21 protein-coding genes are annotated in these 26,708 nt (G+C 29.9%); 17 read left to right on the top strand and 4 right to left on the bottom strand.

The annotated features are described in order from the left end of the window. Positions 1-59 precede the first annotated feature (59 nt). Together AC3IPI_RS17425 and AC3IPI_RS17430 are read right to left on the bottom strand one after the other, a co-directional pair. Entirely contained in the window at positions 60-3,917 is a 3,858-nt protein-coding gene (locus AC3IPI_RS17425) for a M43 family zinc metalloprotease (protein ID WP_489154472.1), read from the bottom strand. 424 nt (positions 3,918-4,341) lie between these two features. Then, entirely contained in the window at positions 4,342-4,650 is a 309-nt protein-coding gene (locus AC3IPI_RS17430) for a helix-turn-helix domain-containing protein (RefSeq protein WP_489154474.1), read from the bottom strand. Between the two features lie 749 nt (positions 4,651-5,399). Here AC3IPI_RS17430 and AC3IPI_RS17435 point away from each other — a divergent pair. The 12 genes from AC3IPI_RS17435 to AC3IPI_RS17490 all read left to right on the top strand — a co-directional run bounded on the left by AC3IPI_RS17435 (position 5,400) and on the right by AC3IPI_RS17490 (position 20,388). Further along, positions 5,400-6,476: an MraY family glycosyltransferase gene (locus AC3IPI_RS17435; protein WP_165572116.1), complete on the top strand. Its 1,077-nt coding sequence runs from the start codon at positions 5,400-5,402 to the stop codon at positions 6,474-6,476. A gap of 73 nt (positions 6,477-6,549) precedes the next feature. Then, positions 6,550-7,683 (top strand): non-hydrolyzing UDP-N-acetylglucosamine 2-epimerase, encoded by a 1,134-nt coding sequence (wecB, locus tag AC3IPI_RS17440; RefSeq protein ID WP_489154476.1) that lies wholly within the window; start codon positions 6,550-6,552, stop codon positions 7,681-7,683. Positions 7,684-7,714: 31 nt separating this feature from the next. Next, positions 7,715-8,938, top strand: a complete 1,224-nt coding sequence (gene wecC, locus AC3IPI_RS17445; protein WP_489154478.1) for a UDP-N-acetyl-D-mannosamine dehydrogenase — start codon at positions 7,715-7,717, stop codon at positions 8,936-8,938. A 68-nt stretch (positions 8,939-9,006) separates the two neighbouring features. Beyond that, positions 9,007-10,518: a lipopolysaccharide biosynthesis protein gene (locus AC3IPI_RS17450; RefSeq protein WP_489154480.1), complete on the top strand. Its 1,512-nt coding sequence runs from the start codon at positions 9,007-9,009 to the stop codon at positions 10,516-10,518. Continuing rightward, on the top strand, positions 10,515-11,534 hold the full coding sequence (locus AC3IPI_RS17455; RefSeq protein ID WP_489154482.1) for a nitroreductase family protein: 1,020 nt from the start codon (positions 10,515-10,517) through the stop codon (positions 11,532-11,534). The genes AC3IPI_RS17450 and AC3IPI_RS17455 overlap by 4 nt, the downstream gene beginning before the upstream one ends. A gap of 73 nt (positions 11,535-11,607) precedes the next feature. Further along, positions 11,608-12,747 (top strand): polysaccharide pyruvyl transferase family protein, encoded by a 1,140-nt coding sequence (locus AC3IPI_RS17460; protein ID WP_489154484.1) that lies wholly within the window; start codon positions 11,608-11,610, stop codon positions 12,745-12,747. Continuing rightward, positions 12,748-13,719: a glycosyltransferase gene (locus tag AC3IPI_RS17465; RefSeq protein WP_489154486.1), complete on the top strand. Its 972-nt coding sequence runs from the start codon at positions 12,748-12,750 to the stop codon at positions 13,717-13,719. A 30-nt stretch (positions 13,720-13,749) separates the two neighbouring features. After that, positions 13,750-15,153, top strand: coding sequence for a hypothetical protein (locus AC3IPI_RS17470; RefSeq protein ID WP_489154488.1), 1,404 nt, complete (start codon positions 13,750-13,752; stop codon positions 15,151-15,153). A gap of 214 nt (positions 15,154-15,367) precedes the next feature. After that, positions 15,368-16,423, top strand: coding sequence for a glycosyltransferase family 4 protein (locus AC3IPI_RS17475; protein ID WP_323490385.1), 1,056 nt, complete (start codon positions 15,368-15,370; stop codon positions 16,421-16,423). Between the two features lie 98 nt (positions 16,424-16,521). Then, on the top strand, positions 16,522-17,220 hold the full coding sequence (locus tag AC3IPI_RS17480) for a WecB/TagA/CpsF family glycosyltransferase (protein ID WP_323490386.1): 699 nt from the start codon (positions 16,522-16,524) through the stop codon (positions 17,218-17,220). 35 nt (positions 17,221-17,255) lie between these two features. Beyond that, entirely contained in the window at positions 17,256-18,020 is a 765-nt protein-coding gene (locus tag AC3IPI_RS17485; protein WP_489154492.1) for a polysaccharide biosynthesis/export family protein, read from the top strand. A gap of 7 nt (positions 18,021-18,027) precedes the next feature. Then, on the top strand, positions 18,028-20,388 hold the full coding sequence (locus AC3IPI_RS17490; protein WP_489154494.1) for a GumC family protein: 2,361 nt from the start codon (positions 18,028-18,030) through the stop codon (positions 20,386-20,388). 100 nt (positions 20,389-20,488) lie between these two features. Here AC3IPI_RS17490 and AC3IPI_RS17495 read toward each other — a convergent pair whose 3' ends face one another. Continuing rightward, positions 20,489-21,223 (bottom strand): tyrosine-protein phosphatase, encoded by a 735-nt coding sequence (locus tag AC3IPI_RS17495; protein WP_489154496.1) that lies wholly within the window; start codon positions 21,221-21,223, stop codon positions 20,489-20,491. 229 nt (positions 21,224-21,452) lie between these two features. After that, complete coding sequence (locus tag AC3IPI_RS17500; RefSeq protein ID WP_489154498.1) at positions 21,453-22,298, bottom strand: AraC family transcriptional regulator; 846 nt, start codon at positions 22,296-22,298, stop codon at positions 21,453-21,455. A 116-nt stretch (positions 22,299-22,414) separates the two neighbouring features. Here AC3IPI_RS17500 and AC3IPI_RS17505 point away from each other — a divergent pair, with 116 nt between their 5' ends. The 5 genes from AC3IPI_RS17505 to AC3IPI_RS17525 all read left to right on the top strand — a co-directional run bounded on the left by AC3IPI_RS17505 (position 22,415) and on the right by AC3IPI_RS17525 (position 26,699). After that, positions 22,415-23,194 (top strand): acetolactate decarboxylase, encoded by a 780-nt coding sequence (locus AC3IPI_RS17505; protein WP_489154500.1) that lies wholly within the window; start codon positions 22,415-22,417, stop codon positions 23,192-23,194. A 44-nt stretch (positions 23,195-23,238) separates the two neighbouring features. Further along, positions 23,239-24,660, top strand: coding sequence for an L-dopachrome tautomerase-related protein (locus AC3IPI_RS17510; protein WP_489154502.1), 1,422 nt, complete (start codon positions 23,239-23,241; stop codon positions 24,658-24,660). Between the two features lie 25 nt (positions 24,661-24,685). Continuing rightward, positions 24,686-25,042 (top strand): hypothetical protein, encoded by a 357-nt coding sequence (locus AC3IPI_RS17515; RefSeq protein WP_489154504.1) that lies wholly within the window; start codon positions 24,686-24,688, stop codon positions 25,040-25,042. Positions 25,043-25,356: 314 nt separating this feature from the next. Continuing rightward, entirely contained in the window at positions 25,357-26,307 is a 951-nt protein-coding gene (locus AC3IPI_RS17520; protein ID WP_489154506.1) for a polysaccharide deacetylase family protein, read from the top strand. 11 nt (positions 26,308-26,318) lie between these two features. Then, on the top strand, positions 26,319-26,699 hold the full coding sequence (locus tag AC3IPI_RS17525; RefSeq protein WP_489154508.1) for a VOC family protein: 381 nt from the start codon (positions 26,319-26,321) through the stop codon (positions 26,697-26,699). Positions 26,700-26,708: the final 9 nt, after the last annotated feature.

Raw genomic sequence — 26,708 nt, forward strand, 5'->3', positions numbered from 1 at the left:
CTGAGAAATAATTTTCAGCGGTTTTAGTTTTATGATTACTTATAAAGTATTAGCAAATTTTATTTCACTAATAATTTTTTGCTTTGTTTATAAGCCCCGTCAGTAAGTATAACATGATAAATACCAGTTGGCAAATTCTTGATAGTATAACTAGATGCATTGCGTACAGTATCTATTACAACGCCGTTATTGTTGTAAATGGTAATTATTGCAGTAGCACTATTTACATTTTCAAAAGAAAAATTAACTACATCTGAAGCAGGATTTGGATACATCGAAAAGGATTTATTTCCTGCTAGTGAATCATTAGCTTCAGCTCCGGCAAGAGGAAGAGTTATGTCAAGATAACTACTCCAATCGCTTGTTCCAGCAGCATTAACAGCTCTTACTCTAAATCTATATGCAGTTTCAGTTCCTTGTTTTGGAACCCACAAATAATACGTAGTCGATGTTCCTTGGGTTGCCCATCCAGTTGCAGCTTTGTATAATTGTACTTCATAGCTTGTTGCATTTGCAACTTGTGTCCATGAAGCATAAAAACCTTGAGCGTAAATTCCCGAATTAGTAATATTTGTTGGAGTTGCCAGAGTTACAGGATTTGGATTTGATGGTCCAAAAGTTACGGTGTAATCTTCAACTTCTCCATCGCCAATATTTCCGCATACAGCAGTTGGGTTCGAATTATATTTCATTACAATACGCATTCTAGTTGTTCCAGTAGCATCGTTTGGCACCGTAAAATTACCAGTAACTGTACCATTCGACGAAAGTCCAGTTATTACTTTCTCTGAAGCTTCAAATGTGTTATTTTTATTGTAATCTATCCAAATTCCCCAAGATTCAGTATAATTAGAACTAGAAAAACCTGGAGTTAAACTAACTGGTGTACTTGCGTTTGGAGTTAATGTAATATTCTGAGAAGTGTAGTTTCCATATCCGGAAGCATTCGCACCAGATGAATTTGTAAAACTTCCTATTACAACATCTTTAATATACTCATATTGATTTGCTCCTTGCGCACTACAATACGGTGAAGTAGCTGTTAATACTGCCGTTACAACATTAGAATAATCAGAATATGTTGTATTAGCATTTGCTCTTATCTTATAAGTATATGTATTTCCAGCTGTTAATCCAGTATTTGTATAGGTTGCAACATTTGCTCCAAGTGTTGCAACAACACTATAAATACCGTCTGCCGAAGCTCTTTCAACAGTATAAGCAGTTTCATTAGTAGCATTATCTGTCCACGTTAATACAGTTTGTAGCGTAGTAGAGTTAGGAGTTGCTACTAAATTTGTTGGCGCTGCAACTGTTGTTCCGCTTGTAGCTCCAGCTATTATAGCTTCAAAAGGTTTAGTGTTGTAAGCATAATCGGTAATAGTATATCCATCTCCGCTAGCTGTAACTTTTACTTTGAACCAACCGTAGCAAGTTCTTCCTCTGCTAGTGTATTCAAAACCTACATAACCAGTTTGATTGTCCCAAGCTGTATAAGTTGCTGTACGTAAATCTAATTGATCTGGGTATGCTGCACCAGGTGTAACAAAAGTACTTGAAGCACCTATAGATGTACCAGCAGCAATTTTTGTAATATTTCTTGTTCCAGTTATTCCGACTAATCTCTTGCCGTAAGTTTCAATTTTTAATGCATTGGCAGCAAATTGCCAAGCACCATATTCGGTATTGTCACCAATACCCAAATCTATATATTTCCAAGTGATTGCAGGAGAAACTATAAAATCAGGATTATCTACATAAACAATTCCATAAGGAGCATCGAATTTTATATTTATTGTTTTTGCAGGATTATCCACAGTTATAATTCCGCCAGTTATTGCAGCGTCTTTAAATGTAACTATAACAGCAGCATCATTGGCAGGTAAATGTGGATTTGCTTTCCCTGTAAAGGTAAGCACTACTTTAGAGTTACTTTGTAATGTTAAAACAGCTGTTAAACCAGTTGGTACTCCCGATATTGTGTAATCAGTTCCAGCGGTAAATGTTCCCGTACTTTTGGTAAAAGTTCCATTATTGGTCGACAGCGAAATCTCAGTGCTTGACGTTATGCCACCATCATTAGCATCAGCCTCATATAGTGTATTTGCAGATAACACAACAGCAGTTTTAGCGGTCATTCCTGTGTTAATTGTCGCACCTGGTTGTGTATTATAAGCATATTCAGAGATTGTATAACCGTCTCCATTTGCTGCAACGGTAACTTTGAACCATCCATAGCAAGTTAAACCATCAATAAGATAATCAAAACCAACATATCCAGATTTCCCATCCCAGTTTGTATAAGCTGCAGTACGTAAATCTAATTGGTTGGGATAAGCTCCCGGTGCTGTAAAATTGCTTGCAGGACCTACTTGAGTATTTGGAGCTAATAGCGAAATATTTTTAGTTCCGGTTTGACATACTAATTTTTTAGCATAAGTTTCAATTTTTAGCGCATTGGCTGCAAATCTCCAACCTCCAAAAGCTGGATCATCTCCTTTTTCTATTTCAAAATATTTCCAGGTTAGGGCTGATGAAACAGTTACGTCAGGCATATCAACAAAAAAAATCCCATAAGGATTTACAAAATTGAAATTGAAATATATACTTGTACAAGATAAACCTGTTGTGCCTCCTGTAAATGCTGCTGGCAAAAATGAGATTGCCCCTTTAGTATTATTAGTTAATAAATGATTTGTTGCTTTTCCTGTTAAGGTAACTGTTATTTGAGAATTGGAGTTAACAGTAAGTATTGGTGTAATTCCTGCTGGGAATGTGTGAGTAAAATGTGTTCCCGCTAGCATAGTTCCAGAACTAATCGCAAGTGTTTTTGTTCCTGATAGTGTTATTATCGATGATGTGTCAAAAGATCCATCATTTACTACAGCTTCTTTAAAAGAACTTTTATTCACAGTTAATAAGCTTCCTGTATAATTAACTCCCGTTGCAATGAGATTACTTTCTTGCCAAAGGGTTTTTCTTGCGGGATGTTCTAAGGCAGCGAGCATCCGATCTATTTGCCCTTGAGTGTACATTTTATAACATCCTTGTGCACCATTGTAACCCATGTAATTTTCATTATTCACTCGGTCACCGTTACAATTTGTTCCTTGAGTGCAGGCTAAGGTATGTAATCCGTCTTCAAGAGGAGTGTCGGCCACTTGATCTGTGCCTGTGCAACCACCCTCAAATGTGTGTATTAGATTGAGGAAATGCCCAAATTCATGTGTTAGTGTAGCTGAAAATTCTTTACTATAGGAGTTATCATATAAATAAGCCCCATTAAAGACTACACGGGCTGTATTGTCAGCAGTCATACCAGAGTCAGGGTACCAAGCTACTCCTGAGTTATTGAGAGCTCCATCTTGGTAAAGATCATTTTGGATATATACATTCATGTATTTTGTATTATCCCAAGCATCGGCTGCAATCTGATCATCATATCCGCTACCGTTGCCATACCCGTTTTTGGCAGAATGAAAGACGACTCCCGAGGTACAGCCTCCATTCGGATCAATTTTGGCAAGTTTAAACTCAATGTTTAACGAGCCTCTTCTGGGTTGAAAAAATGGATCAACTGTAGCATAATCAGCATTTCGACCATTAAAATCATCATTAAGTTGAGCAAGATGATTTACTATTTTTTCGTAGGTAATGGTTTTTCCACTTTGAACATCTCCGTAAATATGAAAAACAACCGGAATTACGTAGGATGTTTGTAGTAGTTTGGAAGTCTTGGATTTCCGTTCTGCACTAAACTTTTTGGTAAATGCATCAAAGTTTTGCCGTTCTTTTAATGCATTGGGGTTCTGTTTGTAAATTTTGTCATTTTCTTCTTTTGTTCTGCAGGGTAGCCCTTGAGCACTAATTTTAAGAACAAAAATAAACGCCACAAATAATAATAATTTTGGTTTCATAATTTTTTTTGGGGTTTGTTAATAATGAGACCAAAGATATCTGAATAGTTTAAAATATGATTATACTATATTATTCTGTTTTAATATGAAATAATCCAAATAAATTAACTTTAAAATTATATTAAGTGTTTTTTTACTCTTAATTTAATAGGTTTAATGTAATTGATAAAAAAGTGTCTTGTTCTAAAATGTTATATCCATTGATGTATTCCAGTTATAGCTTTGGGCTTACAAAGGAGCATTTTTAGAATACTAAATTCTAAGCAATTTGGATAGTATTAATGGAGAGATAAGTGATAGTTACGAAATTCAATAAGTACTGAATTTCTAATGTAGGGTAGAGGAATATTATGAGAATCTAAACTCAGGAAGGTTTTTCTACCTATAGTATATATAGGTAGGTAGTATCACAGGACAATTTAAATTACGATGTTTGTAATTGTCCAAATATAAAATCATGCTTTTTTATATTATTATCTACATAATCATGATTAGAAGATTTGTTATAATTCTTATTAAAAAAATAAGATATATCAAGGAATAATAAATCATTTAATGAAACTCCAAAAACGGAAGCTATTTTTGATAATTTAGAAATTGTTAAATCAATTTCACCACGTTCAATTTTACCATATCCACTAATACTCATATCCATCTCAGAAGCTACAAATTTTCTTGTAAGATTTTTCATTTCACGTATAGTTCTGATATTTTCTGATATATTTTTATTCATGAGAAACTAATTTTTGTAAATACATTTTAAAGCAATAAATCATTCAAAAAAATGTATCTGTTTAATTGTTAATAAATTATACGCAAAATTAATTAGGAAATGAAAACTAAAAAGCCACAATAAATCATTAAAATATTATAATAAGTTTTTTCAAAATAATTGTTTGAGAACTTAATTTTAGTAAAAAAACGAACCATATCAATATTTTGAACAGTATCTATGTTACTGTTTGTGAGTTGTTTATTGTTTGTGTAAACGTTTTTTTGATAACTTCTAAATCAAAAAAAAGAATAAATTAGTTGATTTTGTGCTGTAAAATTTATTCAAAATAATATATGCTAAATAAGATTTAGTGTATATATCTAATTTTTCTATTAATCAACTCTTTTTCCGAATAAGATGTCCTTATTTAGGACATTATGCCACTTTTAATTCAGTCTTTTTTTTAAGCTTACAAGTACTTTTGTAAAAAATTAGCTACTATCTATTGGTGCTAAAAACAGCATGAAAGACTCCTTTTTAAGTACTGTATTTTAAAGTATTTACCTGTGATTTGATCTGCTTGATTTTCTTAATAATATATCCAAATAATAGCCAAAATGTGACTGGCTACGGGGGACCCTTTTCTATATTTTAAATATTCTATCCATTTGTCTTTTTAGTTGTTATCGAAATTGCGTTTATCTATATCTGATAAACATCAAATCTAAATAAATTAAAAACACGATTTTATTATAAGTTTTATGCAAATGTTAATGACATATATTCTGAATTACTACTTTTTAGGAGCTTTTATAATAGTACTTTTTTCTTTTTTAGCGTCTTATAAACTATTTCCTATATTGATTCATTTAAGTTCTGTAAAAAAATTATCCAAAATACCAGAAGAAAGAAGTTCTCACCTATATAATACACCAACTATGGGTGGAGTAGGGATTTTCTTTGGCTTTACATTGACGTTTGCATTTTTAGGATCAATTTTAAATAAATATTTACAAATAGATACCTTATTAGATTTAACAGCCTCCCTTTTAATTTTATTCTTTATTGGTATCAAGGACGATTTATTAGTCATTTCTCCTTTAAAAAAATTAATAGCGCAATTCTTTGCAGCAGGAATTTTAATTCTGTTTTCAGATATATATATAACCAATTTCTATGGAATTTTTGGTATTCATGAACTTCCATATATTATCTCAATCATTTTTACTTTTTTTGCTTTTGTAGTTGTCATAAACGCTTACAATCTAATAGACGGTATTGATGGTTTGGCTGGCGCAATTGCCTTAATAATTAGTTTGTTTTTTGGATTCTATTTTTTAGCAAATAGACAATTCACGCAAATGCTGATTTCGTTTTCTTTGATAGGTCCACTAATTGCCTTTCTTAAATTTAATGTTTCCAAAACTCAAAAAATTTTTATGGGTGATACCGGAAGTATGGTAATTGGTTTTATTATAATGTATCAATCTATCAATTTCCTAACAATAAATGAGACTTTGGCAATTCCGTTTTCACTAGATAATGGACCTATTTTTATTTTAGCATTTCTTTCTTTGCCCTTAACAGATACTTTAAGAGTTTTTATTATTAGAATTAAAAATGGCCAAAGCCCTTTTAAAGCTGATCGTAATCATATTCACCATTACTTTTTAGATTCAGGATTGACACATATAAAAGCAACAATTATTATTACATCATTATCCTTAATTGTAATTCTAAGTGCATTTTTACTACAGAACGTAAATATCAATCTTGCTTTATTCTTAATTATTATCATTTCTTCTATTGTCTATCTGCCTTTAACATTGAGGAAGTCAAGATAATTAGTATGATAAAAAGTATTCTTTAGAGAATATCTAAAATTCAAATTATAACATAATAATTAAAATAATTAAAATGGCAAAAGTACTTATTGTATTCGGAACTCGTCCTGAAGCAATTAAAATGGCCCCATTGGTTAAAGAATTTAAGAAGTATCCAAAAACATTTACTACGAAAGTATGTGTAACAGCTCAACATAGAGAAATGTTAGATCAAGTATTAAACTTTTTTGACATTACTCCAGATTACGACCTTGATTTAATGAAACCAAATCAAGACTTATATAGCTTAACATCGGATATAATTATTAACATGAAATCTGTGTTAGAAGATTTTCAACCAGATTATGTGTTCGTACATGGAGATACCACAACAACTATGGCAGGAAGTATCGCTTCTTTTTATAGCGGTGCTAAAATATGCCATGTTGAAGCTGGTCTAAGAACCCATAATAAATGGGCGCCGTTTCCAGAAGAAATAAATAGACAGATAACAGGACGTTTATCAGATTATCATTTTGCACCTACCAAATTGTCTAAGCAAAATTTATTAAACGAAAACATTGCTGAAGATTCAATCATAATTTCAGGAAATACAGTTATTGATGCATTACTACAGAGTATAGACAAAGTAAATCAAGCACCAAGTAGTTTAATTCAAGAGTTATCATCAAAGCTTGGTAAAAAAGAAATGATTCTCGTGACAGGGCATCGACGAGAAAATCATGGAGATGGATTTATCCGTATATGTGAGGCATTAAAAGCTATAGCAATAGATAATCTGGACCGAATAATTGTTTATCCAGTTCACTTAAATCCTAAGGTACAAGAACCTGTAAACCGAATTTTATCAGGTATTTCAAATGTATTACTTATAAGCCCTTTAGCTTATGAAGATTTTATTTGGATGATGAATCGTGCCAAACTTATTATTACAGATAGTGGAGGCGTACAAGAAGAAGCACCTAGTCTAGGAAAACCAGTTCTAGTTATGCGTGATATTACTGAACGTCCTGAAGCGGTAGAAGCAGGAACTGTAATACTAGTTGGAACTGATAAAGAATTGATTATAAAAGAAACCTTAGATCTTTTAAATAATAAAGATCGTTTTGAAAGCATGAGTTCTTTACATAACCCTTATGGAGATGGGAATGCAAGTAATAGAATAGTAAATTTTATTGCAGAATTAGAAGGCACAGAAATAAAATAATGAGGGAACTCACGAATAAAAAATAATAACAATGAATCAACCAGAAGTTGTAATGATTGGTTTAGGCTATATAGGTCTACCAACAGCAGCATTAATAGCGTCTAAAAATATCCGTGTATTAGGTGTAGATATTAACCCAATAGTAGTAGATACAATAAATAGGGGTAAAATTCACATTGTTGAACCACAATTAGATATTGCTGTTGAAAATGCTGTTAAAGCAGGTTTTTTAAAAGCTGCTACAACGCCAGTAGAAGCTTCAACCTATTTAATAGTTGTTCCTACACCTTTTAAAGGAAGAAATGAACCGGATATTTCATTTGTTCAAGCAGCTACAAAAAGTATTATCCCGATTTTAAAGAAAGGAGATTTGTATATTATAGAATCTACTTCTCCAATCGGAACTACTGAAAAAATGAGAGATTTTATCTTTAGTGAACGACCTGAATTAGAAGGTTTTTTAGATATTGCTTATTGTCCTGAGCGTGTATTGCCCGGAAATGTTATGTATGAATTGGTATATAACGATAGAGTAATCGGCGGAATAGATGATAAATCAACAGAAAAAGCAATTGCCTTTTATTCAAGATTTGTACAATCTAAATTACACGCTACAAATGCACGAACTGCAGAAATGTGCAAATTAGTCGAAAACTCGTCAAGAGATGTACAAATTGCATTCGCTAATGAATTGTCATTGATTTGCGATAAAGCAAACATAAATGTTTGGGAATTAATTGCTCTTGCTAATAAACACCCGAGAGTAAACATTCTACAACCTGGGTCTGGTGTTGGAGGACATTGTATCGCTGTTGATCCATATTTTTTGGTTTCAACATATCCGCTGGAATCTAAAATAATAAACACAGCCAGAGAAATTAACAATTTTAAATCATTTTGGTGTGCTGAAAAAATTCAATCTACCAAACTAAAATTTGAATTAAAACATGGAAGAAAAGCTAGTATCGCTCTTATGGGATTAGCATTTAAACCAAATATTGATGATTTAAGAGAATCTCCAGCTAAATATATAGTTCAAAAAGTTTTGCAAGATGATAACAATGGAGAATATTTTATAGTAGAACCTAACATCACAGAACACAAAGTTTTTAAATTAACTAATTACGAAGAAGCAGCTCGTTTGGCTGATATAATCGTATTTCTAGTTAATCATAAGGAATTTAAAGAAATTGAAATCACTGAGGACAAAGAGGTTTTAGATTTTTGTGGAGCGTTACAAACTTTCGGAGCATAACTAACAAATTATTTCTTATCTCCTTTTAAATTAATTTATAAGGAGATAAGAATTTTAAATTCAAAACAGTGAATTCCAAAACTATAGCAAAAAACACTGTATTTCTTTATATAAGAATGTTTTTTACAATGGGAGTAACTCTTTATACTTCTAGAATAATTTTAAATACATTAGGTGTAGAAGATTACGGTATTTATAGTGTAGTGGGAGGAATCATAACTTTGTTTGGTTTTTTCAATAGCGCAATGACCTCGGCTACACAACGTTTTTTGTCTTTTGATATTGGTAAAAATGATTCAGAGCAATTAAAGAAAACGTTTAATGCAACGTTAAACATACATATAATCATAGGTCTTTTAATTTTAGTATTAGCCGAGACATTTGGGCTTTGGTTTGTAAATAATACGCTGAATTTGCCCGCAGAAAGAATGACAGCAGTTAATTGGGTATATCAGTTTTCAATTTTTACTTTTTTTTTAGGAATAATACAAGTACCATATGATGCATTAATTATCGCCCGTGAAAAAATGGGAATTTATGCAATTATGAGTTTTGTAGAAGTTATTTTGAAGTTGATAATAGTCTATTTACTTGTTATCTTTTCTTTCGATAAACTGATTTTATATGCTGGATTATTATTTTTAGTGGCATTTATTATAAGAATGTCTCACAAAATTTATTGTAAGAGATATTATTCAGAAAGTAGGTATCAGTTTTATTTTGAAAAAGAATTATATCATAAATTGATTGCTTATTCAGGATGGAATTTATTCGGAAACATTGCTTCAGTTGCCAGAGGTCAAGGTATAAACGTTATTCTAAATCTATTTTTTGGAACGGTACTAAATGCTACATATGGTATTACGCTTCAAGTTCAATCGGCAGTTAGTTTATTTGTAACTAATTTCCAGATGGCTGTTAATCCGCAGATTATTAAAAATTATGCTCAAGGAAATATTGAACAAAGCAAAAAGTTAATCTTTCAAAGCTCTAAGTTTTCCTATTTTTTGATGTTTTTAATTGTTTGTCCAATAGTATATAATATAGATTTTATATTGGAATTATGGCTTAAAAAACCACCTCAATATATTTCAATATTTGTAATTCTTTGTTTAATAAGTTTATTGATAGATTGCATTTCTGGACCTTTAATAACAGGATCACAAGCAACCGGAAAAATTAAATGGTACCAAATTATTATTGGATCTCTAATTTTTCTTTCCTTACCGATATCTTACTTTTTCATTAGGTTGTACAAAGACCCTGTAGTGGTATTTTATGTAATGATTTCGATTAATATTCTGTCTCTAATTTTTCGCTTATTCTTTTTAAAAAAAATGCTAAGTTTTAATATAACATTGTTTGTAAAAAGAGTTTTATTTAAAATTTTTGCTGTGACAGCTTTATCTAATTTTTTAATAATTAGTGTTTTACATTTTTTAAGCATAGAAAATCAATTTATGCTTTTCCTCATAAAATCTAGCTTTATAGTTTTTATATGTGTTTTAATAATTTACATTATTGGTTTAGAAAAACAAGAAAGAATTCTTATTTCTAAATATATATTCAATAAAAAATGATATCCTTAAAAAAAATAATTAAGCAAATATTCGGAGCAAATAATATTTCATTTGTAATAAATTTTAAAGAATTACTTTTAAATTACATCATTGATTTTCAACTATATTATAAATATTCTAATGTTTTTAAGGTAGATAATTTTAATAAAAAAGAAGCCAAAATCATTCTATATTATCATTCAGTTGAAAAAGGACTTCTATATCAAAAAATTAGACCTCGTTTTGCTCAAGAAAGAATTAAAAATTTGCACATTTTGCTTAATGATGCAACTGTTATAAAAAAATCTAATCTTTCTCAAATAAGAGTTGCATATCAAGTAATGTGTGAATACTATGAATTTCACCTAAAAATTGATGTGAAGATTGATGATTATTTTAGTCAGGAACAATATTCCTCTTATAAAAAAATTCTATCAGATGCCTACGATAAATCTTTTAGTGGTGCTATCGAGTATAAAAAAGATGATTTTTATATGCATAATCAGAGTAACTTTTATGATTTTTCTTCATCTAGAAAGAGTATAAGAGATTTTACAGGAGAATTAATTGATACTGAATTAATAGAAAAAGCAATTTCTCTGGCATTAAAAGCTCCTTCTGTTTGTAATAGACAGAGTTCTAAGGTTTATTTACTACAAGACAAAGTTAAAATTGATAAAGTTTTATCAATCCAAAATGGTTTTACAGGACATACAGAAAATGTAAACCAACTATTAATAGTTTCATCAGATAGAAATTACTTTTTTTCGGTTGGAGAAAGAAATCAATTATACATAGATGGTGGAATTTTTTTAATGAACTTATTATACAGTTTACATTTTTATCAAATTGCAAATTGTCCAGCAAATTGGGGTAAAACTTCTAAGGATGAAGCAAAACTTGCAAGTGTAATTAATATTCCAGCATCAGAAAAAATTATTTGTATGCTTCCTATCGGAATTGCAAAAGAAGATTTTAAGATTACATTATCTCAACGTAGAGATCTTGATGAAATCTATAAATATAAAAATATCTAGCATTTTAATTTTAGTCACAATGCTTTTTTTACCAAAGCAGGACGACAATTTAATTTACAAAAAAATATTATAAATGAAAATTGGAATTCTTACCCAGCCTTTACTTAATAATTATGGAGGATTACTACAAGCTTTTGCTTTACAGCAAAAATTAAAAAGCTTAGGACATGATACTTGGATAATTAATAGATTATATTCTAAACCTGGAGTTAAACCAAAATTAATAAAACTAGTAAAAAATATTTTTTATAGACATATAACTACTAAGAAGGATATTCCATTATCAATGAATGAATTTGAATACAGATACATTTATGGCAAAATAAGTCATTTTAAATCGAAGTTCATCTTTCCAATCACGCATGAAATATACGATACAAAAGGCATGAATAATCTAAAAAAATTAGATTTTGATACATTTATTGTGGGAAGTGATCAAGTATGGAGGCAAGATTACTCTCCATGTATTACTAATTATTTTTTAGATTTTGCGATAGAATTTGAAAACATTAAAAGAATCTCTTATGCAGCTTCTTTTGGCACATCTGAATTTGAAATTGATCAAAATAAAAGAAGCTTAATTTCAAAACTAGCGAGTAATTTTGATTCTGTATCTGTAAGAGAATCATCTGGAATTAAATTATGTCAAGAGCATCTAGGTGTTAATGCTGTGCAAGTTTTAGATCCAACTATGCTATTAGATGTAAAAGTTTATAAAAAACTAATAACAGATGAGAATGAGTCAATTAGTGAAGGCAAACTAATGTCGTATTTTTTAGATACCACAGGAATTAAAAAAAATTATATCGAACAAATAAGTAATGAATTAAATCTTACGCCTTTTTCAATAATGCCTAAGACTAAATTCACTAAAGAATCAATTAATAATTTAGATGAAGTAGTTTTTCCTTCAGTAACAAAATGGCTTAAAGGTTTTGATGATGCTGAATTTGTGATTACAGATTCGTTTCATGGATGTGTGTTTTCTATTTTATTTAATAAACCATTCATCGCTATAGGAAACAAAAGAAGAGGCTTAAGCAGATTTCAATCTTTACTCGAAAAGTTTGACCTCGAAGATAGATTTGTATTAGATTCAGAAAAAATAGATCCAATATTGCTATCTAAAAAAATAGATTGGGATAAAGTAAACTTAATACTTGAAGAGGAAAGAGAAAAGTCGACTAAATTTTTATTAGATAATCTTAATTAAATGATAAGTATAATAATAATTGGGAAGAATGAAGGATGGAGGTTAACAAAATGCTTGGAAAGTATTTATAAAATAATTGAATCTAGCCAAATTAAATTCGAAGTAATTTATGTTGATTCTAATTCTTCAGATGATAGCATTGAAAGAGCTTTGGTTTATGAAAATATAAAAATTTTTAAAGTTATAGGACAATGTAATGCTGCCGTTGCCAGAAATATTGGTGCTAATGAATCTACCGGTGACATTCTTTTTTTTGTGGATGGTGACATGGAAATTCAACAAGATTTTTTTAAATACATTTTTAATAAAAAAAATCAATTAGTATCAGAATATGTAACTGGACATCTAGATGATTATTTCTATGATGATAAAGGAACTTTTATAACAAAATCTCCTCGAACTTATACAAACGTTATCCCAAAGGATATTGAAGTACTTTCTGAAAATGGAGGGATTTTTATGATAACTAAAGAAAAATGGATTGAAGTAGGAGGGATGAATTCTAAATTTAAAGTAAATGAAGACTTAGACTTAGCAATTCGATTAAGGAAGAAAAATGTAAAAATAATTAGAATCCCACAGCTTATATGTTTGCACCATACTATAGATTATAGAAATGAAAAACGAATGTGGAATATGCTTTTCTCAGGTTATACGCTTTATCCTGCTATAATTCTTAGGGAACATTTATTAGATGTTTATGTTATAAAGAGATTTATTCGGTCAAATTATTCAGCAATCTTTTTGCTATTGGCAATACTTTTTTATAATTCATGGATCGTTTTATCAGTCTGCATGTTAATTTTAATAACCAGATCAATCATGCATACATTAGCTATTAAAAGTAAAGCTAATAAAATAAAATATTTTTTTGAAAGATTAATTTATCAGTTTTCATCTGATCTTTCAATTTGGATTGCTTTTTTATTCTTTTTTCCTAAAAAAATTATACCTCAATATAAGAGGATTTAACAATATAAGCTTTTAAAATTTTTAGGACTTATGAGTCAAGTACATTTTACTGTAGGGGAGCATCCATTAATGATACTTTGTTATCTTTCGGTTATTCCAGTAATCATATGGTTTTTTCAAAATTATAAAACAGAGAGAGATTTAATTTACGGTCTCCTATTCTTTGTTTCGTTTTCCAGAGGAACTCTAGATTTGTTAGGAATGTCACCTACGGTGACAAAATTAATGATGGAGTTTTTATTTTTGTTACTATTCTTAGAGGCATTTTTCTCTGAAAAAAAAGTTTATAGATTCCCTTCTCTATGGCTTTTTTTAGGATTCATTATAGTCTCGATTGTATCGTATATTATAAATAATCTTGAAATAGTACAGCTTGCATTATTTTTTAGAGATTATTTACCTGTTATCATATTTTTCTACATACTAATAAATTCTAGTTTTTCTACAAGACAGGTTAACCTTTTAACTAAACTCATTATTTATTTATATGTTTCACAAATATTTGCAGGAATAATAAAGGTCGTTGTTTTAGGAAGTATTGCCGAAGAATTTATCGGCACTATTGCTAATAGAGGAGGAAGTATAACTACAGTAATAGCACTTTTAGGAGGGGCATACTGTATAGTTGGGTATTTTTTGACTTCAAAAAAAATATATTTAGTAGCTGTTTTAGGATTTATTCTTTTCTCATTAACAGGAGGAAAGAGGGCTACTATAGCCTATTTCCCTTTTATTTATTTATTGGCACTTTATTTTTTAATGGTCAAATTTAAGGATGGACAAATAAATATTTTAAAGAAGCTTTTTATTGCTCTAATATCAATATGCATGATATTTTATGTTTCTGCAAGAGTTATCCCTTCATTAAATCCAGAAAATAAAATTGGAGGTTCATTTGACCTTGAATATATTGTAGTATACTCACAAGAATATACATCTGGAGGGCGTATAGAAGATAACATTGGGAGAAGTGAAGCACCTGCTTATTTGGTAAATTTAATGCTATCTAAAGAAAGCTATAATGCTCTTTTTGGGTTTGGAGCTGGACATTTAGTAAAATCGGGTTTTAATGATGATGTAAAGGATAAAACTTCAGATGAGATTACTGAAAGCTTATATGGCGTTGGGTATGGTGCAAGAACTGGATTTCTACAAATGCTTTTGCAAGTTGGTTTTTTAGGATTGTTTTTTTACACTTCCATATTTATTAATTTATTCTGGATATTAATAAAAAACAAAAACATTAAGAATGATATTGAGAGTAAGCATTTATATCTAACTAGTATACTAATTTTAATTATTGTCCTTATCGATTATTATACTTATTCATTTGAAACATCAATTCTTGGAGCAATTTCAATTTCTTATATGTGGATTTTAGGAGTAGTATTTAGAAATAAATTAGACGGAATTAAACTATATAGTTTTAGTTGATATCAATAGTTTAAACTAAAACACATACTCAAACAATTTCTAGTAATTGAATACTCTTTGCATTAAATCTAATTGACTTTATAAAGTCATATTCATCATATAAAATTATAGACTATTCTAAAAACCTAGATGGTCGAATTCAAAACATCATAGCCTTCTATTTGAAATGCTTTGCAGTATTTTAAGTCCTGAGTATTACCCAATTTTACAAAAAATGAAAAAAAACATCTTAATTATTTCTCCACATCCCAAATTGCTTGGAGGTGTAGCAAATCATTATTTAGGACTAAATAATTTATGGGATAATACTATTAAATACGAGTATTATGGTAAAAGAGAAAATATTCCGGCTTATATCACTTTTTTTTATGATCTAATTAAATATATTTTAAAGCTAATTTTTAAAAGACCAGATGTAGTAATTATAAATCCATCGCTTAGAAGATATCAAATTATACGTGATGGTTTGTACTTACTACTCGCAAAAATATTAATGATTGATGTAATAACTTTTATACATGGATGGGATGAAAAATATGCTAGAATAATAATTAAAAAACCATCACTTTTTAAATTTGTCTATAATAAATCCACATTCATATATGTATTGTCATCTTCATTTAAAGAGCAATTATTAGAAATGGGAATTACATGTCCGATTTTATTAACTACTACTAAAGTAGATGATAAATTAATAAAAGACTTTAATATTAATGAAAGGACTGGAAAAGTAACAAACATTCTTTTTTTGGCAAGAATCGAAAAAGAAAAAGGGATACTAATAGCTATAAATGCATTTATCATATTAAAAACAAAATATGATTGGCTCACATTAACAATAGTAGGATCAGGAGGTTTATTGAATGAGGCTAAAGAATTTGTCAATAAAAAGAATATCAAAGATGTAAACTTTACGGGACCACTACATGGAATGGATGTAGCTAAGGAATATAGTAAATCTGACATTTATGTTTTACCAACTTACGGTGAAGGAATGCCAACATCTGTCTTAGAAGCAATGGCATTTGGTTTGCCTATAATAACAAGACCTGTCGGAGGGCTAAATGATTTTTTTGATACAAAAAAAATGGGCAGTTTAGTAGCTGATTTAGCTCCGGAATCATTTGCCTTTGAATTAGAAAAATACATTTTAGATTCTGAAAAAACTAAGAACTCAGCTCTATTTAATCACCAATATGCTATTAATCGTTTTTTGGCTAGTTCAGTTGTGAATAAAATTGAAACTGATATCGAATTTTATTTAAACTAGAACTAAGCTTTCAATTAAAAAAACAGGTACAACATATTTTATTAATCAATCCAGATAGTTACTGGATAACATAATAATCACATAATTAATTTTAATTTATGGAATCAAGTTTTTCAAATGGCGTTAATATTTATGCCCCTCAATCTAGAATTGAACTTATAAATTATGCTGTTTTTAATCATAAAATTTTAGTTGCTGTAAACGCAGAAAAAATACTCCATGCAACTAATAAAAGTCGTTCTATTATTAATAGAAATTTGGGCTATCCAGATGGAATAGGAGCAGTTTGGGCACTTCGCAAAAAAGGTTTTAAAAAAGCAGTAAAAATTCCAGGATGCGAACTTTGGTTAGACATAATTGCTGCATATCATACTACTAAAACATTTTATTTAGTTGGAGGAAAAGATGAAGTAATTGAAGCTACCGTGGCAAATTTAAAAAAAGATTTTACAGGGATTCAGATTTTAAATTACAGAAATGGTTTTTTAAAAACGGATGAAGAAAAAGAAAATCTAATAAAAGATATTGTCGAGAAACAACCTGATATTGTTTTCGTAGCAATGGGTTCTCCTAAGCAAGAATTGCTCATGGAAGAAATTCAAAAGAGACATAAAGCAACTTATCAAGGATTAGGCGGGAGTTTTGATGTATTTACTGGCCATGTTCAACGAGCACCAAAATGGTGGATAAATAATAATCTAGAATGGGCTTATCGCTTAGTATGTCAGCCTTTACGCATAAAAAGACAAATTCATTTAATTCGATTTTTTGCTTTACTCCAGTTTAATAAGCTTTAAACAATAAATAAATAAATAAATAAATAAATAAAATCATGAATAAATACATTTACGCACTGGCATCCATTCTCTTGCTTTTGCAATCCTGTGCTTCCAAAAAAGACATTTTATATTTTCAAGACAGTGCTGATTACAAATCAAGTCGTATTGAGTATGCAGGTTCATTAATACAACCAAACGATATTTTAAGTATTACTGTGGGAGCAAAAGTTCCAGAAACAGTTATTCCTTATAATATTCAACAATTAGGTTCTAACAGTATGTCTAATATTGAGACAATAAAATTGCAAGGATACTTAGTATCTCCGCAAGGCACAATTGTTTTTCCTGTATTAGGTGAAATTCCTGTAGTCAATAAAAGTACTTCTGAGCTGGAACAAGAGCTAAAGAATGTATTAGAGGTAGGAGGTCATTTGATAAATCCAACGGTAAGCATTCGTCTTTTAAATGCTAAAGTTACAGTACTTGGAGAAGTAAATAAACCAGGAACATATTCTTTTACAGAGCAATACCTTACTTTACCTCAAGCTCTAGGATATGCAGGAGATTTAACTATTAATGGTAAAAGAAAAGATATTATACTTATTAGAGAAGCATTAGGGATACGTACTATTAAACACCTAGATCTTACTACCACCGATTGGATGAATAATCCAGATTATACTATTAGACAGAACGATGTACTAGTAGTAAATCCTAATAATTCTAAAGTAAAATCATCAGGCTATATAGGAAATGCAGCTACCATATTAACGATTGCTTCATTGGTATTAAGCACTGTTATTTTGTTAACACGATAATTTAGACATGAATAAAAATACAAACAAAAATAGTTTTTTGGGCTTAGACGAAAACGAAAGCTCAATAAATATTACTGAGGCCTTTAAAAAATATTTGCGTTATTGGCCTTGGTTTTTGGGATCAATATTGCTTTCATTAATAATCGCATTTACATACTTGCGTTATGCTGATGTAATATATACAACAGAAGCGAAAGTTAAGCTTATAGATGATAAAAAAAATACTAATTTTTCTCTGGACATGTCCAAAGTATTTAGTAAATCTGCTATTAACTTAGAAAATGAAATTGCTCTTTTTAACTCATATCGTCTTTCTGAACAAGTAGTGCAGAATTTAAAATTGAATGTAATTTATATTTCAAAAGGAAAAATAAATTCTAAAATAAATTTTAATCCACCATTTGTTATCAATTATGCGCTACCACAAGATAGTTTATCAGATATAATACGGTATGACATAAGTATTACGAAAACAGGATATACAATTTTAGACACAGATTCAGGAAAGACCTTAAAAACTAAAGGATATTGGCTTAATAAACCACTTCCTAATTTCCCGATTACAATCCAGCCATCTGCGAATGAAAGTATAAACTCATTTGTTGACAATACGTATCAGATAATTTTAAAGCCTATTAGAGTAGCAACATTAGAGCTAACTAAAGCAGTACAAGTAACTGCAATGGGGAAAGATAGTGATATCATTTCGTTAGTTTTAAAAAATTCTGATGGACAACACGCTCAAGTTATCTTGAATAATTTAATTAAAGTATTTGAAGAGGATGGAATTAAGGATAACCAACAAGTTTCCCGAAGAACAATTGATTTTGTTGATAATAGGTTTGTGTATTTAAAGCAAGAATTAGATGCGATAGAAATATCTAAAAAGGACTATAAAACAAGTAACAATTTAAGTTTTATTCAAGAAGATGCTGGAGTGAGTATAAAAATAAAGTCTGACAAGGAACAAGCACTCTTTGATGTAGAATCTCAATTATTATTGGTCAAACTTCTTCAGGATAATTTATTTAAACAGTCTGGTTTTGATCTTTTACCTGCTGATATTGGAGTTCAAAATGCTACTATAAATCAGTTAATTGCAGGATATAATACTTTAATATTAGAATATCAAAAACTACAAACGAGTGCGGGTAGCAATAACCCATCAGTTCAAGTTGTGTTAAGTTCTCTTAAGAATCAAAAAGATAATATTATAAATTCTATAAAAGGCTACAAGCAACAATTAGAAACTACTCGTAATCAAGGTGTATTAGCTCAGCGAACTGCAGATGGTGCTTTTTCGACGTTACCCGAAAAAGAAAAAGTATTACGTAGTATAGAACGTCAGCAAAATCTAAAAGAAAACTTATATCTATTATTGCTTCAAAAAAGAGAAGAAGCTTCTATTAATCTAGCTGTTACGGTACCTAATACCAAAATTATAGATTATGCCATAACAAATAATATTCCTATTTATCCCAAAACAAGTTTTGTTTTTTTGATGGCCTTAATGTTAGGTTTATTTATTCCATTTGGCGCTTTGTATCTGCTTTTTAAATTTGACAATAAGATATACAGTACTAATGATATCGAAAAAATAAATAATCATATCCCTATTCTTGGAGAATTACCTTCATTACAAGAAAATAAAAATGAAAATAATGAAGCTAATTTAGAAGTATTGGAAGCGTTTAGAACGTTAGTTCATAACACCGAATTTATTACTCCATTTGATGATACTAAAAAAGGAAAAATCTTTTTTGTTACTTCATCTATTAAAGGTGAGGGGAAAACTTTTGTATCATTTAATTTAGCTAATACTCTTGCTCAATTAGGCAAAAAAATACTTATTGTAGGTACAGATTTAAGAAACCCACAATTGCATAAACATTTAGATCAATCTAAACTTGACAATAAAGGATTATCTAATTATTTACATAACAGTTCATTGGAATGGCAGGATTTACTCTATAAGAATAAAACAAACGATTTTTCTTTTGATGTATTGTTATCTGGAGATATACCACCTAATCCGATACTTTTATTATCAAGTAAAAGATTTACAACTTTTGTAAATGAAATAAAAGAACTGTACGATATTATAGTTTTTGATACGCCACCTACATTATTGGTTTCAGATTCATTAATTATTTCTAAATATGCAGATACAACCTTGTATGTTGTACGCTCAGGAATGACCGAGAAAAAATTAATCTCTTATTCTAGTAAACTTAATGAAGACAAAAAACTCAATAATATGGGGTATGTAATTAATGATATTGCCAGTGGTTATAATTATGGTCATAATTATGGTTATGGCAGATATGTTGAAAAGAAAACGTTATTTAAACGTTTATTTAAGAAGTAGTTGAATCTATATTAAATATGCTTTAACCGAAAAGGTCCTCATTTATATGAGGACCTTTTTTATTTTAAGCTATAATATGTTGGAACATGATAAAGTGAAATTAATCCCTGTAAAAGATACTATTCTTCTGCATCAAATCACCAATTTTGTTCTTATTGAAGTAAATTGATTCAGTTGAAAATTGGTTCATTTGCTCTTCATTATGGATATCTGTACCTGTAAAATCATATAAATCTTTCTCGATTAAACGTTCAGCAGTTCTCTGAACTTCCCTGCCGTAGTATCCAGTTAATGACAATAAATTAAGTTGGAAATAAACACCAAATGCTTTTAATTTTTCAAATTTATCAATATGCTTATGAAAATAAAAGTAACGTTCAGGATGCGCTATTATAATTTTATAATCTTTGCATTTTAATTCAAATAGCATTTCATACAAGTCTAATGGACAGCTTACAAGTGATAGTTCTACTAAAATGTATGAATCCTGTAAGCATAAAAGATTTTCTTTACTCAATCGTTCGATCAAAGTATTATCTAACATATATTCACTAGCATATCCTTTTAAAAAAGATTTTTCTTCTTCAGATTCTATGGCAACATTATATGCGGTTTTTATACTAGTGGGAGTATTATTCCAATATTTAGCAAAAGTGTGCGGTGTAGCTATCGCACCTGCAATATTGATTTTTTTCATGCCTGAAATAAGCATTTTAGTTTCTTCGATTGTTTTAGCCCCATCGTCAATTCCAGGTAAGAGATGGTTATGAATATCAATATAATGATTAGGTATTAAATCTTTTAAATAATAGCGGGATTTAAATAATGAAAACATATGGAATAGGTGTGTTTTTTGAATAGAACTTTAAAATATTCACTATTTGAGCAATTGTATTTTGAGATAAAAAAAGGTTTTAATTACTTGTAAGACTCTCATTTAGAATATAAAGCAGTGCCGCAAAGGTAAGTTTATTTAGTTATTTTATTAAATAAGTCAAAAACATAATTCTCCTGATTTAGGACAAAATAACACTTTTTAGACTTTTTAAGATTGTAAAAATCTATCATGGTTTCATGAATCCGGTAGGACTTACTTTTTTATACTTTTTATATATTTTATTAAAATGACTTGCATCTGTAAATCCCAATTTGGCAGCTATTTCATTTACATTATGGCGACCATTTTTAAGTAATTGATCAGCAGCTTTTAATTTTGTCTGAATAATATGTTGCTGAATCGAAACTCCACTGTGCTTTTTTACATAAATACTAATATAGTTGGGGGACATGGCAAATAACTCTGCTATATTTTCAATGCGCATTTTTTCAGCATCTAACGCATGTAGACGGGTATAACCTAATATTTGATTTAACTTATCAAGTTCTGTATTACTAGGGCATTGATCCCCGTGTTTAGAAGTAGAATGGCTTCTTGCAACCATCATCATTACTGCGCCAAAAAGCTCTAATACAACTTCACGACTGTAGGCACATTTTTTTGAAAATTCAATTAATAGTATTTTCAATAAGTTGCAAATATGTTCTTTATCTTCTTCATCTGTTATCAAAGTTCCATCTACAGCAGATGGATTTTGTAAAAGAACTTTAATTATTTCCATCCATTTGGCAGTTTTGCCTCCTTCAAGTTTTTCTATAAAAAGTTGCTCTGTAAATTTTACAAAAATGAAGCTTGTATTTTCCTCTATCTCAAAAGAATGGGAATCTTCTGGTCTTAATAAAAAGGCATCTCCCTCTTTATAATTGAACATGGTTTCGTTTAGAATGTGATTACCACTTCCTTTCTCTATAAAAATGAATTCATAAAAATTGTGTTTGTGCATTGGAAATTCCCATTCGTCGAGCTGTAATCTAAATACATTTAAGGAATGATAGCTACTAAAACGTTTCATATACTTATGATTAATTTATACAAAAATACAATGAAAATCTACAATATATCTTAGTTGTTAAAAAATATCTTTGCTTTTATAATCCTTTCTGTGTAAACAGAATAATAAATTAAACAATGAGAAAAAAATTAACAACAATAGCTTCTTTAATTACTACTGCTAGTTTCTTAACAGTAAATGGGCAAGTTCAGGAAGAGAAGCCAATTTTCCATTATTCTGTAATGGACGCCATGCGAAACGGTGTTTACATAGGTGATCTTAGTATAAAATCACTTGCTGCTAAAGGAAGTTTTGGATTAGGTACATATAATCATCTCGATGGTGAAATGATTGCTTTGGATGGTGTTTTTTATCGTATAGCTTCGGATGGACGTGTTACAAAAGCAGAAGTTGAACGAGAAGTTCCATTTGCATCTGTTGCTTTTTTTAGAGCTGACAAAGAATTTGAGGTGAGTGGTATTAAAAATATTGAAATGCTCCAAAAAGAAATCATAAGCAAACTCCCATCTGCAAATAAGCCGTATGCATTACGAATAGAATGTGTTTTTGAATCTATTGTAGTGGGTGGCGCAAATAAACTCGAAGATTGGGATACTACAGGTTTAGCTGAGTTAATGAAAACAAGGCCTTTATACAAAAAAGGAAATATTTCGGGAACTCTGGTTGGCTTTTATAATCCACCATCTTTTGCAGCTATAGATTTATCACCGTTTCATTTTCACTTTATATCGGATGATAAAACATATGGGGGACATTTAGTTTCTGGAGAATTATCTTCTGTAAAAATAAAAATTAGTATAGACGAAAAATCAGGTTATGAGATTCTTTTGCCAAAGCAAAATAAAACTTTTGATAAACCCTGGCCGCAGCAAAGTAACGCCAAAAGCTCTTATTAATAATTGAGGGGAAAATCTATTTCAAATAATTAAATACAATAAAAATGATAAAATTAAAATTAACAATATTGGCAATCGCTGTAATGACTTTGATTACGAATAGTATGACAGCACAAAATACAAAAGAGATACAACATATTAAGTTTGATGATTTGGGTTGGGAACAGTTGGGAGATAAATTACAACGAAAATATGTATATGGAGAGCAAGGAATGTTAGCTTTATTTAAGATGGATAAAGGAGCAAAAGTACCTTTGCACCAGCATCCTAATGAACAAACATCTTACATTACAAAAGGGAGCGTAAAAGTAACTATGCAAGGCAAAGATTATATCGTTAAGGCTGGAGAAGTACTTATAATTCCAGGGAATATACCACATCAATTTGAATGTCTTGAAGATGGAACACTCGATGTTGACTTTTTTGCTCCTCCTCGTAAAGACTGGATAGAAGGTACTGCAAGTTATTTTGGGAACGCTAATAAAACTAATAACAATCTAGAAGTTGTAGCAGCAATGGATATACGTCCGGGGGATGTAGCTGTATCGGCAGAAGGTCGTGTTTTTGCAACTATACACCCGCTAGGAAGTCAAAAAATACAATTGGTAGAAATTGTAAATGGTAAAGCAATTCCTTATCCATCTGAAAATTTTCAGAAGAATGGTAAAAAAGCTACTAATGCTACATTTGATGCAATGCTAGGACTTATTTTTGATAAAAACAATCAATTATGGGTTATCGATATGGGACTTGAACTTGGTAAAACAAGGCTTTGGGCTTTTGATATTAGCAAAAATAAAGTAACTCAAAAAATCGAATTACCTTCATCTGTAGCTCCCAAAGGAACTTTTACTCAAGATGTAGCAATAGATGAAAAGAATGGTTTTGCTTATTTAGCCGATATTGCCAATCCGGGAATTATTGTACTGAATTTAAAAACTAAAAATGTTCGTAGATTTAGTGGACATACTTCATTGCAAGCAGAAGATAAAGACATGATTATTAAAGGTAAAGTAACACATTTTGGCGGTAAACCTGCTCGTGTGGCAATTGATCCAATTACGCTTTCGAATGATCGAGAAACTATATTTTTTGGAGCTATGAATGGTTCTTCTTGGTATAAAGTGTCTGCAAAACTGTTAAGAGATGGTAAAAGTGATGCCGTAATTGGTAATTCGATAGAAAGAGTTGGAAGCAAACCTTTTAGTGATGGAGCAATTACGGATGCAGATGGCAATCATTATTTTACTAACTTGCAAGAACATGCAATTACCAAACTAGATGCTAAAGGTAAATTAACCAATATTATACAAGATAATGAAAAAATATTATGGCCTGATAATGTTTACCAAGGTCCAGATGGCTGGATGTATATTTCAGTAAACCAACTTGATAGTTCGCCTGCATTTACAGGAGCTGGTGATGAGGGCAAACCACCTTATTATATTTATCGTTTTAAAAAATAGACTAATTAAATACTTAAAAGCAACTATGTTTACATTCTTCAAGATTTCTGTTTATACGGCTGTAGTAGCTTTTTTTATACTAAGTTTAATTACGCTTAGTGATGTTTTTATTCATAGTAATCAACTTCGTTTTTATGTATTGACTGTTATAGCAGCAGTGATATTTTTTGCGATAGGTTTTACGGGAATTATCATCTATAAAAATTTCAAAAATATCTATGAATACATTTCAAAAGATAACGAACAAAATTTAGCAAGAGTATCTATTCGAAAATTGTTAATGATTTTTGGATTAATGGCAATTGCAATTACGCTATTTACCTGCTCACTTTGCATGGGATTATTAGAGAGAATAAGTAGCGGAACTACTTTATTTGGGTAACAAAAATCCCAATTAATATAAACATACTTATACTAGTTTAGATAAAAGAAAGCACACAATAATTTTTTATAATTTTATTGTGTGCTTTTCTTTTTATATAGATTATTAAATCAACGTATGTTATTTAATAATAAGTACTTATTATTTTATTTACTTGTTATTAATATTCAAATTTAATATGAAATTATATTCTGTAAAGATTATAAAAACAAATCTAACTGGTTGATCGAAATTTACAAACATTCAATGATATTTTACAACAAAACAGCTGTAAAACCATATTAACTTTGTTAAAAATTTTAAACTTATAAAAAATGAATTCAACTTTTTTCAAAACAATAATAACTTCAATTTTCATGATGTTATTTTTATCATTTAATGCACAGACAAAAAAAGAAAACACTACTAAAAATTGGCCAAATGGAGCTCAATTAGTAATTTCAGTATCCATGCAATTTGAAACAGGAGGTCAACCAGAAGGAGCAGAAAGTCCTTTTTCTGGAAGTCCATTAGCCAAAGGACAACCAGATTTACCTGCCGAAAGTTGGTTTCGTTATGGAGCAAATGAAGGGATTTACAGAATGCTGGATTTATGGAAGAAATACGATATTAAAGTTACTTCGCATGTAGTAGGTGAAGCTGCTGTAAAATATCCCGAAATTGCAAAAGCTATTGCAAATGGTGGTCATGAAATCGCAGCTCATGGAATGTCATGGAGTAATCAATGGAATATGAGTTATGCTGATGAATTAGCATTTGTAAAAAAAGGGATTGATACTGTAGAATCTATTACTGGTAAAAGGGGAGTTGGATATAATGCAAACTGGTTACGCAGAAGTCCAAACACTCTAAAAGTATTGCAAGAACTTGGTTTTTTATATCATATCGATGATTTAAGTCGTGATGAACCTTTTATCACTAAAGTAAATGGTAAAAACTTTGTCGTAATGCCATATACACTTCGTAATAATGATATTGTAAATGTAGAAGGCAAACATTGGAGTCCAGATCAATTTTTGGCTCAATTAAAAATGGAATTTGACCAACTTTATGAAGAAGGAGCTACCAAAAGAAGAATGATGTCTATTAGTTTTCATGACAGAATAGGCGGAACTCCAGCAATGGTAAAAGCAATGGATACCTTTATTCAATATACAAAAACTAAAAAAGGAGTTGTGTATATGAGAAAGGATGATATTGCTAAGATGGTTCAAAATGATCCTAAAACGCCTATCGATAATGCCGAAGAAAAGTTTAATAACTAATTATAATTTCCATGCACATTGATCATACTACCATTCGAACAAGGGATATAGACAACACAAAAAAGTTCTTTATTTCTGTATTTGATTTAAAAGAAGGGAAACGCCCCGATGTGATCGAAAAATCTATTCCTGGTTATTGGTTATACGAAGGAAATAACCCGATAGTTCATGTCATTCAATCTAATTTAAGATTTCAACAAAGTAGTAATTATGCTGCCGAAGCAATAGATCATACAGCATTTTTTATGAATGAATATGAAAAATTTAAGTCAAAATTAGATTCACTAGCTATGGATTATAGTACAATGGAATTAAAGGATATTAATGAAAAAAGAATCTTTTTGCATACTCCGACAGGAGTCTTGCTTGAAGCCGTTTTTAGAAATGAATAATAAATAAAA

It is taken from the genome of Flavobacterium sp. GL_143, from assembly GCF_057834355.1.

Coding starts and splice junctions, on each gene's coding strand:
- AC3IPI_RS17490 (WP_489154494.1), top strand. CDS start 18,028: ATGAATAAAAATACAAACAAAAATAGTTTTTTGGGCTTAGACGAAAAC.
- AC3IPI_RS17480 (WP_323490386.1), top strand. CDS start 16,522: ATGGAATCAAGTTTTTCAAATGGCGTTAATATTTATGCCCCTCAATCT.
- AC3IPI_RS17515 (WP_489154504.1), top strand. CDS start 24,686: ATGTTTACATTCTTCAAGATTTCTGTTTATACGGCTGTAGTAGCTTTT.
- AC3IPI_RS17485 (WP_489154492.1), top strand. CDS start 17,256: ATGAATAAATACATTTACGCACTGGCATCCATTCTCTTGCTTTTGCAA.
- AC3IPI_RS17505 (WP_489154500.1), top strand. CDS start 22,415: ATGAGAAAAAAATTAACAACAATAGCTTCTTTAATTACTACTGCTAGT.
- AC3IPI_RS17460 (WP_489154484.1), top strand. CDS start 11,608: ATGAAAATTGGAATTCTTACCCAGCCTTTACTTAATAATTATGGAGGA.
- AC3IPI_RS17520 (WP_489154506.1), top strand. CDS start 25,357: ATGAATTCAACTTTTTTCAAAACAATAATAACTTCAATTTTCATGATG.
- AC3IPI_RS17455 (WP_489154482.1), top strand. CDS start 10,515: ATGATATCCTTAAAAAAAATAATTAAGCAAATATTCGGAGCAAATAAT.
- AC3IPI_RS17435 (WP_165572116.1), top strand. CDS start 5,400: ATGTTAATGACATATATTCTGAATTACTACTTTTTAGGAGCTTTTATA.
- AC3IPI_RS17475 (WP_323490385.1), top strand. CDS start 15,368: ATGAAAAAAAACATCTTAATTATTTCTCCACATCCCAAATTGCTTGGA.
- AC3IPI_RS17495 (WP_489154496.1), bottom strand. CDS start 21,223: ATGTTTTCATTATTTAAATCCCGCTATTATTTAAAAGATTTAATACCT.
- AC3IPI_RS17465 (WP_489154486.1), top strand. CDS start 12,748: ATGATAAGTATAATAATAATTGGGAAGAATGAAGGATGGAGGTTAACA.
- AC3IPI_RS17525 (WP_489154508.1), top strand. CDS start 26,319: ATGCACATTGATCATACTACCATTCGAACAAGGGATATAGACAACACA.
- AC3IPI_RS17430 (WP_489154474.1), bottom strand. CDS start 4,650: ATGAATAAAAATATATCAGAAAATATCAGAACTATACGTGAAATGAAA.
- AC3IPI_RS17510 (WP_489154502.1), top strand. CDS start 23,239: ATGATAAAATTAAAATTAACAATATTGGCAATCGCTGTAATGACTTTG.
- AC3IPI_RS17500 (WP_489154498.1), bottom strand. CDS start 22,298: ATGAAACGTTTTAGTAGCTATCATTCCTTAAATGTATTTAGATTACAG.
- AC3IPI_RS17470 (WP_489154488.1), top strand. CDS start 13,750: ATGAGTCAAGTACATTTTACTGTAGGGGAGCATCCATTAATGATACTT.
- wecB (WP_489154476.1), top strand. CDS start 6,550: ATGGCAAAAGTACTTATTGTATTCGGAACTCGTCCTGAAGCAATTAAA.
- wecC (WP_489154478.1), top strand. CDS start 7,715: ATGAATCAACCAGAAGTTGTAATGATTGGTTTAGGCTATATAGGTCTA.
- AC3IPI_RS17425 (WP_489154472.1), bottom strand. CDS start 3,917: ATGAAACCAAAATTATTATTATTTGTGGCGTTTATTTTTGTTCTTAAA.